Annotated in this window: 7 protein-coding genes; 1 reads left to right on the forward strand and 6 read right to left on the reverse strand. The window is 64.4% G+C overall.

Annotated elements, in window-relative coordinates:
- Positions 1 to 10: 10 nt before the first annotated feature.
- Together car (B4393_RS14240) and car (B4393_RS14245) are read right to left on the reverse strand one after the other, a co-directional pair.
- Positions 11 to 3,565: a carboxylic acid reductase gene (gene car / locus B4393_RS14240; protein WP_078334655.1), complete on the reverse strand. Its 3,555-nt coding sequence runs from the start codon at positions 3,563 to 3,565 to the stop codon at positions 11 to 13.
- Between the two features lie 41 nt (positions 3,566 to 3,606).
- Complete coding sequence (gene car / locus B4393_RS14245; protein WP_078334656.1) at positions 3,607 to 7,161, reverse strand: carboxylic acid reductase; 3,555 nt, start codon at positions 7,159 to 7,161, stop codon at positions 3,607 to 3,609.
- A 208-nt stretch (positions 7,162 to 7,369) separates the two neighbouring features.
- Between car (B4393_RS14245) and B4393_RS14250 the strand changes: the two genes are divergently transcribed.
- A complete protein-coding gene (locus B4393_RS14250) occupies positions 7,370 to 8,602 on the forward strand; it encodes an RtcB family protein (RefSeq protein WP_078334657.1) in 1,233 nt (410 codons plus the stop codon).
- Positions 8,603 to 8,654: 52 nt separating this feature from the next.
- Here B4393_RS14250 and B4393_RS14255 read toward each other — a convergent pair whose 3' ends face one another.
- The 4 genes from B4393_RS14255 to B4393_RS14270 all read right to left on the reverse strand — a co-directional run bounded on the left by B4393_RS14255 (position 8,655) and on the right by B4393_RS14270 (position 13,675).
- Complete coding sequence (locus tag B4393_RS14255; protein ID WP_078334658.1) at positions 8,655 to 9,245, reverse strand: class I SAM-dependent methyltransferase; 591 nt, start codon at positions 9,243 to 9,245, stop codon at positions 8,655 to 8,657.
- A gap of 56 nt (positions 9,246 to 9,301) precedes the next feature.
- Complete coding sequence (locus B4393_RS14260; protein ID WP_236743164.1) at positions 9,302 to 11,389, reverse strand: hypothetical protein; 2,088 nt, start codon at positions 11,387 to 11,389, stop codon at positions 9,302 to 9,304.
- 161 nt (positions 11,390 to 11,550) lie between these two features.
- A complete protein-coding gene (locus B4393_RS14265; protein WP_078334659.1) occupies positions 11,551 to 12,120 on the reverse strand; it encodes a GNAT family protein in 570 nt (189 codons plus the stop codon).
- 49 nt (positions 12,121 to 12,169) lie between these two features.
- A complete protein-coding gene (locus B4393_RS14270; protein ID WP_078334660.1) occupies positions 12,170 to 13,675 on the reverse strand; it encodes an MFS transporter in 1,506 nt (501 codons plus the stop codon).
- Positions 13,676 to 13,763 lie beyond the last annotated feature (88 nt).

A 13,763-nucleotide genomic window follows, 5' to 3' on the forward strand; every position in this document is an offset into this window, starting at 1 on the left:
ATTCGCGCGGCTACAGCAGGCCGAGCTGTTTCAGGTCGGTTGCGTACTTGACGATGAGATCCCGTGTGAGGTGTGGGATATCGGCGTTCTGCGCGGACTGGACACCCTCACGGAACCTAATCGCAGGCAGGAAAGCGCCGTTGTGTGCGTGTTGCGGATACCGGTACGCGTGGAGCAGCGGTAGCAGTGAGTGTTGCTTCTGCTTTTCGGGTAGGCCGCGGATGGCGGTGTCGAAGCGGCTGAACCATTCGTTGTAGTTGTCGATCCGCGCGATGGGGTATCCGGCTTCGATGAGCCAGTCGACGAAGTTGTCCAGCGAGATTCCGTCGGCATGCGGATTCACCGAATCGTAGGTGTGGAATCCTTCGATGGCACCGAGGGCGGTGATGGCCGACGCCGTGAAATCAGCTGGTAGCCCGTCATAATGGGCGAGTGGTCGTTCGTCGGTGGTCTGTGCTTGATAGAACGAGCCGGGGGCGATGCCGGTGGCGATGAGGCTGAGGATCAGGCGGGTGAATTGGTCGGGGACGTTGAGCTGTCCGGTGTAGCGGCTGTGGGCCAGGATCATGTCCGAGCGGAACACCGCGACCGGGAGGCCGCACAGGTCGTGTGCCTCACGCAGCAGCACCTCTCCGGCCCACTTCGCGTTGCCGTACCCGTTGGCGTAGCCATCGTCGATGGGACGGACCGCGCTGATGATGCGGATATCGGACTCCTCGTCGAACACCTTGGGATCTACCGAGATTGCCACGGCAACTGTCGAGAGGTAGGTGACGGGCTTGATCGTGGTGGTCAGCGCCAGTTTGATGATTTCCGCGGTGCCAACGACATTCGGTCCGAAGAGCTGGCTGTAGGGCAACACGTGGTTCACCAGGGCGGCTGGGTGCACGATGACGTCCACGGTGTCGGCCAGACGCTGCCAGGTATCGATATCCAGCCCGAGGTTCGGGTCGCCGATGTCTCCGGGGATCACCTCGAGGTGCTTTTCCGCCAGCGCGCGGAAGTGCGCCAGCAGCTCGGCATCACCGCTGTCGAAGGCCTCCTCGAGGCGCCGGTAGGCGGCGTCGGCGTTCTTGCCGCGAACGATGACGATCAGCTTGCCGTCTGTCTTGTGCAGGCGCTCAAGCCATTCCAGCGCCAGGAACCGTCCCAGGTAGCCGTTGGATCCAGTGAGCAACACGGTCTGCGGGATACCGACGGCCCGGGGTACCGAGGGCGCAGCCCGCAGGGTGGCTTCGTCGATGAACTTGTCCAGGGTCAGGTCGGCCGCGCGGATCTCGGTGTGGCCCGCGCCGTGCACCGATTCGGCGCTGGGACGTAGGGACAGCGCAGACCCTGAGTCCCGGCGCGTCTCGACGATGCGTGCGACGGCGTTCAGGTCGTTGGCGGCGCTGACAATATCGCCGACCGGAATCTCGACGGCGAAGATATCGCGTAGTAGATCCGAGAAGGCAAGGGCCGACAGTGAATCGCCGCCGAGGTCGAGGAAGTGCGCATCCGGGCTCACCTCGGACGCGGACAATCCCAGCAGCGCCGTGACCGCCCGCTGCACGGTGTCCAGGACGGGCTTGCCCTCGTACCCGGCAGAATGCAGGGCCTGCAACTCAAGAGCTTGAGCGGTCGCGATATCGGAGTAGAGCTGTTCCAGGCGGGCGCCGTATTTCTCATGCAGTTTGGGGCGGGCCAGCTTTGCGATACCGGTCAGCAGTCCGTTGGCCGCCGTGAACGGCTCGGTCTCCACCAGGAAGTCGCGAGGCACTTCGTAGGGCTGCAGTTCGGCCTCGCGGGCAACCTGCTGGAGTGACTCCGCGATCAGGCGTCTGAGGAGATCGTCGTCTCCCCGGCTCTGTTCGAAAGCCTCGGAAGTGGGCACCACCACGGCCAGCAGGTACGACCGTTCACTGCTGCCGTAGACGCAAATCTGATGCACCAGCGGGCTGTTGGCGTACTCGGCTTCCAGGTTGGCGATTGCTACGAATTCACCCTGCGACAGTTTGATGACGTTGTTGCGCCGATCCACGATCTGGATCCTGTCGGGCTCCAGCTCGGCGACGATATCCCCGGTCTTGTAATACCCGTCGGGATCGAAGACGTCGGCGGTGACATCGGGGCGCTTGAAGTAGCCACCGAACACCGATTCCGCCTTCACCAGTAGCTCGCCACGCGGATGCGGCTTATCGGTGGAGAAGTAGCCCAGCTCGGGAACATCGACCAACTTGTAGTCGATGACGGGCGGGCGCTGGATCCGGCCGTTGCGCACGATCACACCGGCCTCGGTGGAACCGTAACCGTCGGTGATACGAGCATCCAGGCAGGATTCGATGAAGAAGGCCAACTCCTCGGAGAGTGGGGCCGAGCCGCACACGATCGTCAAAACACGCCCGCCGAAGAGGTTTTCACGGATGTCGGCCTTGACGTCGGCATCAAGGGTGGCGAGATCGGCTGCCGAATCCACCGCGACGCGGCGTTCGACCTCGTTGCGGTAGCGCTGAAAAAGCATGTCGCACACACGGGGAACAAGAGTCACCACGGTGGGGCGAGTCAGGGTGATGTCCTCGAACAGAGTGGACATATCGCTGGATGCGGCGAAGTACGCCAGGCCGCCGCAGGCCAACGCCGTGACCAGGCTGCCGCGTCCCATGACATGGCTCATCGGCATGAAATTGAGGTTGATCAAAGGTATTTCAGCCTTGGAGCTCAGCGTGTCGGCACGCAACCAGGGCTTGGCCACCATCTTCTCGGTGTACGTGGCGCCCTTGGGAGTTCCGGTGCTGCCCGAGGTGTAGATGACCAGCGCAAGCGGGTCGGTGCCCTCCGCCGCGGTGAACAGGGGGGCGTCCGGGAGAGCACGCCCGTGCCCGATGACCACGGATATCGGGTCGACGGAAATGGGCACGCCCGCCTCAACGATCCGGTGCTGTGCGGACTCGAGGCTTTCGCGCTGTGCGTCGACACCGGGGTGATAGTCGAAGACGACGATATGCCGCAATGACGGTGTGGCGAGTGCCGATTCCATCGCCGCATCGAGCAACTCGGCGCTTACCGCCAGCACGGAGGGTTCGGATTCGGCCAGGATCGCGGTCCAGTTGGAGGCCGGCGCGCTGGTCTGCAGCGGAACCGCCACCGCGCCAAGGTGGATGCACGCGAGGTCGATCGCGGTGTAGTCGACGCTGGTGAAGCCGAGCATGGCGACGAAGTCCCCGGCCCGGACCGGGGTGACAGGGTCGTGATGCCAGGCGGAGGCCAGCGCGCGGCCCATGCCCCACAGCTCGCCGTAGGTCAAGGTCTCGAACTCGGGCAGTGGATGTAGCGTCGAGCGGCCTGCGTCATCGGTGACGAGTTCCTGCGCCCGGTGCCCGAGCGCCGGACGGTCGGCGTAGCCGTCCATGATCGTGGCGACCACCTGCGCGAGCCGTAGTCCGGGAACGGCCACGGCAGCGTCTACCGCGGTATCGGGTTTGGCGGCACGGAACTGCGGATCCTCGGTGAAGAGGCGTCTGACCCGGTCTCCCAACCGCTGACGACGTGCTTCCTTGGTGTTGTTAGCGGCGGCGTCAATGGTCATATCGGCAGCTTACGAAACCCTGGATTCTGTAAGCGCGCGGGTCACAGCAGCCCGAGCTGTTCGAGGTCCTTGGCGTACTTCACGATCAGCTGCTGCGATAGGTGCGGGATATCGGTCGTGCCGTCCAGCCCGGCCGGGCCGATTCCAGCCGCCTGCACGGCATGCTGGAACCGCTTGGCCGGGACGACCCCGTGGTCTTCGGCGCCGGAGGGTTGCTCGAACGCGTGGAGCAGCGGTAGCAGTGAGTGTTGCTTCTGCTTTTCGGGTAGGCCGCGGATGGCGGTGTCGAAGCGGCTGAACCATTCGTTGTAGTTGTCGATGCGCGCGATGGGGTATCCGGCTTCGATGAGCCAGTCGACGAAGTTGTCCAGCGAGATCCCATCGGCATGCGGATTCACACAGTCGTAGGTCTCGTAACTCTCCGTCACCTGGGTGCCCAGCGTGGTGATCGCCTCGGCGGTGAAGTCACCCGGCAGCCCGTCGTAATGTGCCCGCGGGCGTTCGCCGGCGGCCTGTGCTTGATAGAACGAGCCGGGGGCGATGCCGGTGGCGATCACGCTGAGGATCAGGCGGGTGAATTGGTCGGGGACGTTGAGCTGTCCGGTGTAGCGGCTGTGGGCCAGGATCATGTCCGAGCGGAACACCGCGACCGGGAGGCCGCACAGGTCGTGTGCCTCACGCAGCAGCACCTCTCCGGCCCACTTGCTGTTGCCGTAGCCGTTCGCGTACAGCTCGTCGATGGGACGCACCGCGCTGATGAGCCGGATATCGGACTCCTCGTCGAATGTCGTCGGATCGACATACGCCGCGACCGCGACCGTCGAGAGGTAGGTGACGGGCTTGATCGTGGTGGTCAGCGCCAGTTTGATGATTTCCGCGGTGCCAACGACATTCGGTCCGAAGAGCTGGCTGTAGGGCAACACGTGGTTCACCAGGGCGGCTGGGTGCACGATGACGTCCACGGTGTCGGCCAGACGCTGCCAGGTATCGACATCCAGCCCCAGGTCTGGGTCGCCGATATCGCCTGCCAGCACCTCGAGGTGCTTTTCTGCCAGTGATCGGAAAAGTGCCAACAGCTCGGCATCACCGCTGTCGAAGGCCTCCTCGAGGCGCCGGTAAGCGGCGTCGGCGTTCTTGCCGCGAACGATGACGATCAGCTTGCCGTCTGTCTTGTGCAGGCGCTCAAGCCATTCCAGCGCCAGGTAGTGGCCCAGATAGCCGTTCGATCCGGTGAGTAACACGGTGTTCGGGGTGCCGGCGGATCGGGGGAGTGACGGGGCCGCCTGGAGGGTGGCTTCGTCGATGAACTTGTCCAGGGTCAGGTCGGACGCCCGGATCTCGGTGTGCCCGGCGCCGTGTACTGTCTCGGCGGTCGGCCGAGTTCCACCTGAATGGCGTTGTTCATCAATGAATTTCGCGACACCACTGAGATCGTTGGCGGCGCTGACGATCACGCCGACGGGTACTTCGACGGCGAAGATGTCGCGCAGCAGATCAGAGAAGGACAGTGCGGATAGTGAATCGCCACCCAAATCGGTGAAATGCGCGTCCGCGGCGAGCTCGGCGGAGGAGACCCCAAGCAACGCTTGCGCGGCCTTGAGCACCGTCTCCAGCGCGGGCTTGTCCGGATCGACACCGTGCAGCGCACGCAGTTCGGCGGCTTGCAGCTCGGCGATATCGGCGTACATCTGCTCCAGCCGTTCGCCATAGTGCGCCTTGAGGTTCGGGCGCGCCAGCTTGGCGATGCCGGTGAGTAGGCCGTTGCCCTGGGTGAACGGCTGCGGCTCGACGATGAAGTCGCGGGGAACCTCATAGGACTGCAACTGGATTTCCTTGGCGATGTCCTGCAGCGAGTCGGCGATGGTCGCCTTGAGCGCCGCGGCGTCGCCCTTGGCCGTGGCAACCGCCTCCGGTGTCGGCACCACGACGGCCAGCAGGTAGGACCGCTCGCTGCTGCCGTACACGTAGATCTGATGCACCACAGGGCTGTTGGCGTACTCGGCTTCCAGGGTGGCGACCGCGACGAACTCGCCCTGGGAGAGCTTGAGCACGTTGTTGCGGCGATCGATGATCTGGATGTTGTCGTGGGCTAGCTCCGTGACGATGTCGCCGGTCATGTAGAAACCGTCCTCATCGAAGACGCCGGCGGTCACCTCGGGGCGCTTGTAATAGCCAAGGAACATGCCGTCGGTCTTCAGCAGAAGCTCACCGCGCGGATGCGGCTTGTCGGTGGAGAAGTAGCCCAGTTCGGGCACGTCGACCAGCTTGTATTCGATGACAGGCGGGCGTTGCACGATGCCGTCGCGGAACACCATGCCGGCCTCGGTGGATCCGTAGCCATCGGTCAGGTTCAGCTCGAAGCAGGATTCGATGAACTCGCCCAACTCTTCAGAGAGTGGGGCGGAGCCCACCATGACCGCCAGCACGCGGCCACCGAAGAGGTTGTCGCGGATATCGGCCTTGACCTCTGCGGCAACCGCGTCGGCATCGGAGGAGTTGCCGGTGACGAGGCGGCGATCCACCTCGGTCTGGAATCGCTGGAACACCATGTCGCAGACGCGGGGAACGAGGGCCAGCGCTGTGGGTCGGATCAGCTCCATGTCTTCGAAAAGCGTTGACATGTCACTGGATGCGGCGAAGTATCCGAGGCCGCCCGTGGACAGGGTGGAGGTGAGCGTGCCACGACCCATGATGTGGCTCATCGGCATGAAGTTCAGCCCGATCATGGGCAAGTTTTCGGTCCCGGCCATGACGTCTTCGCGAATCCACCAGCGGCGCACGATGTTCTCGCTGTGCATGGCGCCCTTTGGGGCCCCGGTGCTGCCAGAGGTGTAGATGAGTAGCGCCAGTGGATCGTCTCCGGGGGAGGGCGCGTAGAGCGGAGCCGCGGGAAGCTGGGCGCCCCGGGCGATCACGGCGTCGAGGGTTTCGATGGCGATACCCGATCCTGCGAGCTCTGCGCTGGCCGCTTCGAAGGCTTCACGCTGGTCATCGACCTCGGGGGTGTAGTCAAACACCACGACCTGCTTGATGGACGGTGTGGCGCGCACGGATTCCAGTGCAGCGCCGATCAATTCGACGCTTACCGCAAGTGTGTTGGGCTCTGCCTCGGCCAGGATGGTGGTCCACTGCGAAGCCGGTGCGCTGGTCTGTAGGGGAACGGCGACGCCGCCGAGGATCATGATCGCCAGATCCAGCACGGTGTAGTCGATGCTGGTGAACCCCAGGGTCGCCACCAGGTCGCCGCCCCGGACGGGATGCCCGGTGTCATGATGCCAGGAGGCGGCTACTGACGTTGTGCGGGACCACAATTCGCCATAGGTAATGGTGTCGAAGCGGGGAAGTAGGCGCAGCACGGTGCGGCCGTTATGGTCGGTGACCAGCTCGCGCGCACGCTCGCCCAGGGCGGGCCGCTCGGCGTATCCGGTCATCAAGGTCGCGATCGCTTCGGAGAGGTGCAGGCCGGGGCGCAGTACTCGTTCGGCCACCGCGGTGTCGGGCTGGGTGGCGCGGAACTGGGGATCGCTCTCGCGCAGCTTCTCAATACGACGGGCCAGCTGCTCCTGCTGCGGGTCGGTTTCATTGGTCACGGTCATGGGCAGCCTCACATCAACAGGGTGTTCTTTGGAAGTCTGAAAAGTAGATTACCTAAACTAACGATATATCCGGATATGGTATTCCTCACAACTCAGTCTCCCGCTATTCGGGATGTAAATCCAGCATTGAGTCGCCCATAAAACAGTTGCGCAAGAGTCCCTCGACGCACAGGATTGTCCAGCGCCACGAGCCATGAAAGGAGGCGCCATGACACATCCAGAGGTTGCTAGTCAGAATCTTCGGGGCGCCACGTGCTCCGGTAGGCGGGTGAAGAACTGGGCATCGATGATCGAGCCCGGAACCCTGCGGCAGGCCGAGGAAGTGGCCGCCATGCCGTTCGTCGCGCCGTTTGTCGCGTTGATGCCCGACGCTCACGTCGGCATGGGTAGCTCGGTCGGCGCCGTGATTCCCACCGTCGACGCGGTCATCCCGGCGGCGGTCGGAGTCGACATCGGCTGCGGCATGATCGGCATGCGTACCGGCTTCTCCAGATCAGATATAGATCGCCGGATCGCGACTGTGGGTACCACGTTGGCGGCCCTGCGGGAGTCCATCGAGGATGCGATTCCGCTCTCGCCGGGGAACTACAACACCGGGCGCGATCGATTCGCATTCACTCGCGGTCGATACGAGGAGCTGGCCGAACTGGCCGCAAGCACTGAGGTCGATCTGTCGCACTCGCCCAAGTGGCGTGAGCAGCTGGGCTCGCTCGGTGGTGGTAACCATTTCATCGAGCTGTGCCTGGATGAGGCCGATGCGGTGTGGCTGTTCCTGCACTCCGGTAGTCGGGGTGTCGGCAACAAGATTGCGCAGAGGCACATCAAGATCGCCCAGCGGCTGTGCAAGCGTTGGTATGTGCCGCTGCCGCACCAGGATCTGGCATTCCTGCCGCAGGGTACCGACGAGTTCCGGCGTTACCTGCTGGACCTGAAGTGGGCGCAACGATTCGCCTATCTCAACCGGGCCGAGATGATGGACCGGTTCGCTTCGGTTTTCGCCGAGTGGATGGGCGTTGCCGACGCGCAGGTAGTGGAGACCATTAACTGTCACCACAACTACACTCAGCGTGAGGAGCACTTCGGTAAGCAGGTGTGGCTGACCCGTAAGGGCGCCGTCGACGCGCATGAGGGCGTGAAGGCGATCATCCCCGGATCCATGGGAACGCGGTCATATGTGGTGCAGGGCAAGGGGAATCCGGAGTCGCTGTGCTCGGCACCGCATGGCGCCGGGCGTAGGTTCTCCCGAACCGAGGCGCGTAAGCGGTTCACGCAGGACGATCTGCGCAAGCGGATGGCAGGTATCGAGTATCGGGATAGCGCCGAGTTCGTCGACGAGATCCCGGACGCGTACAAGGACATCGATCAGGTGATGGAGGACGCGCGGGATTTGGTGACTGTGCTGCATCAGCTGCGCCAGATCCTGAACGTCAAGGGCACCTAGCAAGAGCATTGGGGCGGTCTGTGGATTCAGACCGTCCCAATGTTGCTGTGTGCTAGGCGTCTTCGGTTCGGGTGAACTCCACGATGTCGCGCCATCGGCTGCCGGTCGCGGACGCGAACGCGAATCCCTGGGGCTCGGTGAGGGCGCGGAGTTCCTTGATCCCTAGTCGATCGGGATCGAGGAAGATCTCGTGGAAGATCAATCGCCCGCCGGGTTTGAGCACCTGCCCCAGCGATCGGATGCATGCCTCCTTATCGGGGACCTCGCCGATCACGCTGGCGAGGAAGGCGACATCAAAGGTGTTGTCCGGAAAGGGAAGCCCGCCACTCGCATCGCCCGAGTAGAACCCGGCGTTGCGGTGTCCGGCCCGCTGAAGCTTGCGTCTTACCTTGTCGAGCATTTCTGGCTGCACATCGAACAGGTCCAGATGTCCGCGGGGAAGTCGCGCTGCGATGGGAACGCTGAAGATGCCAGGGCCCGGGCCGATCTCCAGCACCCATTCGTCGCCGCGTAGCGCTAACTGCTGGGCGACCCCGGTGGGGTTCACGAATTTTCGGTGAATTGGATTGTCGAGCATGAAGGCCGCCTGGTGCGGGAACGGAAAGTCGCCGGCCCGGCGCACCTGACGTACCACGGTGTCCATCCAAGTTGTAGGCATGAAGTAAGGGTAACCTTACTTCAGCCGCAATGGGGCCTTCGCTAGTGGTGGCCGCCACCACCACTGCCGCTGCTGCCACTACTGCTGCCACTACTGCTGCCACTACTGTTGCCACCGCTGCTACCTCCGCCGGCGCTGGGTGCTTGGGTGGCGGTGCTGTATGTCGGTGCCTCCCGCGTGGGTGCTTCGCGCGTCGGTGCCTCCCGGCTGGGTGCTTCCCGGGTGGGCGCGGCCGGTTCAGCTGCCGGTGCGCGTGACGGGGCTGTCTCGACGGGTACCGGCTCTGCCGTTGCGCGCGGCGCGGGCGCCTCGGAGGTCGGAACCTCGCGCGTCGGAGTGTTGCGCTGCTTGGTTGGTTCTGGAGCCGTGGTGGGTTCCACCGTCTGTGACGGTGCCACCGTGGCCGTTTCGTGGGGAGTCGGCGTCGCCGGTGTCTCGTGCGTCGGAGCCGGCTGCGTCGTCACCGGAGCGGAGGTCTCCTCTTTGGGTGTGGGCGTCGGCGCGACCGAGGTGGGTGCGGGCCCCGGGGTGCTTGTGGTGGCGTTGGCCGGAGGTTCGGACGATGGCGCCGGTGTGTGCGACGGTTCGGTCGACGGGGCCGGGGCCGCGGTGCTGGATGTCGCGCGCGGCTCGGTCGTCGGCACCGGCGTCACCGGCGGAACAGTGGGCAGCGACGGAGGTGTGAAGTCCGCGGGTACCTCCTTCGGCGGAACTGTCGGCGCCGGAGCGGTCAATACCGGTGGAGCGGAAGGCTTTATGGCGGCAGGTGACTCCGGTCCGGAAGACTTCTCCGGCGCCTGGGGTTGGGCCGCGAGCTCTTTGCTGAAGTTGCGGGCCGACTTGGTCGACAGATCCTTGATCAGATCCTTCGACGGGCGGGCCGACTTGTCATCGGCAATGAACTGCGCGAGCGACGCGTCCAGGTTCACTACGGGCTCGGCCAGCACTGGCCGGTCGGCGATACGGGCCACCGGCGACCAGTCCCGCTGTAACGGGTTGTCCCAGTTGCGATTCAGGTTCCAATCCCGGTACTGAGAGGGATCGATTCCGTGCGACTGATCCCAGAGACTCCGGCTGTACACCGGATTGGTGTTCTGGAATTTCCAGTCGTAGTACTGCCGATACGGGTGGTATTTGTCGTACCAGCCCTGGTCGCGGGGATCATTGTCGTTGACCTGGCCCCATTCATTGCGGCCGCCGCGATCTCGTCCGTCGCGGTTGTATCCGGACCAGTTGTATCCGTCCCAGTTGTAGCCCCAGCGGTCGTAACCCCATCGGTCGTAACCCCAGCGGTCATAGCCCCACCGATCGAAGCCGGTGAAGTCGTATCCGTACCGGTTGAAACCGGAGAGACCCCAATTGAACCAGTCCAAGACGTTGTATCCGTACAGCAGCGACCACGACGGGTCATAGCCGCCCAGATCCTGAAGGTTGGGTGTCAATGGCGGCGCAATGGGCGCCGGCCAGTCGGCGACCGGATCAACCGGAATACCGGGCGGTGGGGGAACCGCGTAGGACTCGGGTGTGGCGGCAGGAGCGTTCGCCGCGGCGGTGTATCCCCAGCTGGGCGCAGGGGATGAGGCCGGTGCCGCGGGCCCCACGTTGGCCGCCAGGTTCGTGTCGGTGTTCACCCCGGGAGGTGCCGGCAGCGCGGGAAGCTGTTGGGCCTGCTCGGGGGTGTATTGGCGCAGCTGCTGGTTGAGCTGCAGATACAGATTTTGCAATGAGGTGCGCTCATCGGAGGTGGAGACGTACTCCAATCCCTGTTTGGCGTCATTGAGTGAGCTGCGGGCGTCGGTGAGCTGATCGGCTGAGGGCTGCTTGCCGTTGCCGAGGATGTCCTGGGCGTTCTTGAGGTCGGAGACCACCGCGCGCACGGCGATGTCCTGCGAATGGGTGGGGAAGACGGTCTTATTCAATGACCACAGGGAAGCGCCGGGCTGCGCGCTGTAGGCCGCGCCCATGAGAACCGCGAACAGGAGGCCAACCAGTGTGCCGAAGGCGGCTGCGCGCAGCTGCGGCTCGCCGGGCACGTACTTGCTCCATCGTGCGGGCGGTTCGGGATTCTCCTCGGGGAACTCCCAGGACCGCATTGCCGTGTCCTCGGTAGGAGGCGGAACAATCGTCATCTCAACCTTCTGTACTACCGGTGCCCCCGCCGAGTCGCGCGGGAACAACTACCAGCACTAAGTGCACACCGAACTCTAGGTATTCCATCGCCAGCCTAGTCGCGGTCGTTACCGATTCTCAGTAATCCGGCAGTACCACGATCAGCGACGTTGGGGCGCAATCAGTCCCGGTACATCGCCCACAGGGATGGGCCGTTGGCCGTGGGTCTGATCTCTTCGACCACCTTGAAGCCGAAGCGTTCATAGAGCGGGTTGTTGCGGATGTTTGAGCTCTCCAGATACGCAGGCCCCTCGATCTGATCGATCTGGTGTTTGAGGAGCTCGCTGCCGATGCCCCGACCGGGCACGGCGGCGCCGATGGTCGCCAGATACCAATGCGGGTGAGTAGGGCGAACCGCCGCGGCGGCGCGCGCCAGCGCGACACCGCGAGCGATGCCCAGCCGCAGCCCGCCCAGTAGCAGCGGGACTGCCCGCATCCGCTGTGCGGCGGGCGGCTCCCAGCGAGGGGGATCCCAATGTGCGGCCCCGACCGCGACCCCATCCTCATACAGCAGGTACTCGCCCTGGCCCGAGCCGTGCAAGGCCAGCGAGACGCCGCGGAAGATCGTCTCGTCGCGTCGAGGATCGGAGTTCACCCAGCGGACGACGGGATCCTCGGCGAACGCCGTGGCGATCACGCGGTGGGCAACGGCTTCATTGGTGGAGTCGAGCTCTCGGATCTCGCGGGTCATATGTTCTCTACGAGTCCGGGCCGCGGAAGGTTCCCGGCTGGACTGTCCGTCAGTCCTGGGTGCGGCGCATCACTACGCCGGCGGCGACGGCGATGGCCACCAGCAGCAGCGTCGAAACGCTGGCCACGGCGTGGATGCCGTCCGTCCATCCGGTGCGGGCGAGCTCGGCCGCGGCAGCGCCCGCCTCGCCGCCGATGTCCTGGGCGCGTGCCATGGCCTGGCCCAGCGTCTCGTGGACATGGGTGTGCGCCGTGAAGACGGCCGAGGCGAGTGCGCCGAACAAGGCCAGCCCGAAGGCGGTCCCGAGCTCGAAGCTCATCTCGGAGATGCCCGTGGCTTGTCCCGCCCTTTCTGTCGGGGCCGCGCCGAGCGCTATGGCGGAGACGAAGGTGAACATCACCCCGGCACCGGCGCCGACGATCACCGTCGCAGCGATGTAGACGCCGACCGGTCCGTGCGGCCCCAGCGCGAGCAGCACCGCATTGCCGATGGCCATCGACAGCAGCGATGCCACGAACGTCCAGCGTTCACCCAGGATGCGTTCGATACGCGGTGCGTCCATGGAGAAGTAAGCGACGGTCACGGCCATCGGCAGTCCCAGGAATGCCGCGGCGAGCACATCGAACCCCAGAACGGACTGCACATAGAGTCCGGTGAGGTAGGTAGTGGCGCCGAAAGTCGCCATGGCGCCCACGGTGCCGACGATCGCCACGGTAAAGGTGCGGTTCCGGAACAGATCGAGCGCGAGCAACGGATGTGGGTTGCGCATCTGCTGGCGGACGAACACCGCGAGGGTGAGCACGCCGATCGCGCCGGTGATGGCGACGGCCGTCGAGAATCCGTGTGTGGCCATGGCTTTCACCGAATAGACGAGTGTCATGATGCCGACCATGGACAACGCGACGCCGGCGAGGTCGAACGGCGCGCGCACCGGATTGCGGTACTCGGGGATCAGCGTGTTCGCGGTCAGCAGCAGCCCGATCAGTACCGGCACATTGATGAGGAACACCGAGCCCCACCAGAAGTGATGCAGCAGTATGCCGCCTATGACGGGCCCGACGGCCGCACCAAAGGAGAACGCCGCCGACCAGATGCCGATGGCGAGCGCCTTCTGGCGGGCGTTGGGGAACATGACCCCGATGAGTGAGAGGCTGGCGGGCAGCAGCGTCGCGCCGCCGACGCCCATCAGCGCCCGGGCGGCGATAAGTGCCAGCGGTGTGGGTGCGAATGCGGCGAGCACTGAGGCGGCAGCGAAAAGGGTTGCGCCCCAGAGCATGAGGCGACGTCGACCCCAGCGGTCGCCCAGGTTGCCCATGGTGATGAGCAGGCCCGCGAGTAGGAACCCATAGACGTCCAGGATCCAGAGCTGTTCGGCTGCTGAGGGATTGAGTGACTCGGACAGTCGCGGTATGGCCAAGAACAGCACCGAGACGTCCATGGACACCAGGAACACGGGTAGCAGCAGGGATGCCAGACCGAACCACGTGCGGCGTCCAACGCGGTCGCCCTCGGGGGCGGTCGCGTTTTCTGGCGCGGTGGACTTGCAGCTGGTCATGGGGTATCGCTCCGGTTATATTGAGGCGCGTACGGCGTACGCAGCAGACTGGGTACACTGTACGCAAATCGGCTAAAATGGTCAATCG

It is taken from the genome of Mycobacteroides franklinii, assembly GCF_002013895.1.
In the GTDB taxonomy this organism is placed as follows: domain Bacteria; phylum Actinomycetota; class Actinomycetes; order Mycobacteriales; family Mycobacteriaceae; genus Mycobacterium; species Mycobacterium franklinii.

What these genes read in the sequence shown, in the direction of transcription:
- car (WP_078334655.1), bottom strand. Translation starts at nt 3,565, where the DNA reads ATGACCATTGACGCCGCCGCTAACAACACCAAGGAAGCACGTCGTCAG.
- car (WP_078334656.1), bottom strand. Translation starts at nt 7,161, where the DNA reads ATGACCGTGACCAATGAAACCGACCCGCAGCAGGAGCAGCTGGCCCGT.
- B4393_RS14250 (WP_078334657.1), top strand. Translation starts at nt 7,370, where the DNA reads ATGACACATCCAGAGGTTGCTAGTCAGAATCTTCGGGGCGCCACGTGC.
- B4393_RS14255 (WP_078334658.1), bottom strand. Translation starts at nt 9,245, where the DNA reads ATGGACACCGTGGTACGTCAGGTGCGCCGGGCCGGCGACTTTCCGTTC.
- B4393_RS14260 (WP_236743164.1), bottom strand. Translation starts at nt 11,389, where the DNA reads ATGACGATTGTTCCGCCTCCTACCGAGGACACGGCAATGCGGTCCTGG.
- B4393_RS14265 (WP_078334659.1), bottom strand. Translation starts at nt 12,120, where the DNA reads ATGACCCGCGAGATCCGAGAGCTCGACTCCACCAATGAAGCCGTTGCC.
- B4393_RS14270 (WP_078334660.1), bottom strand. Translation starts at nt 13,675, where the DNA reads ATGACCAGCTGCAAGTCCACCGCGCCAGAAAACGCGACCGCCCCCGAG.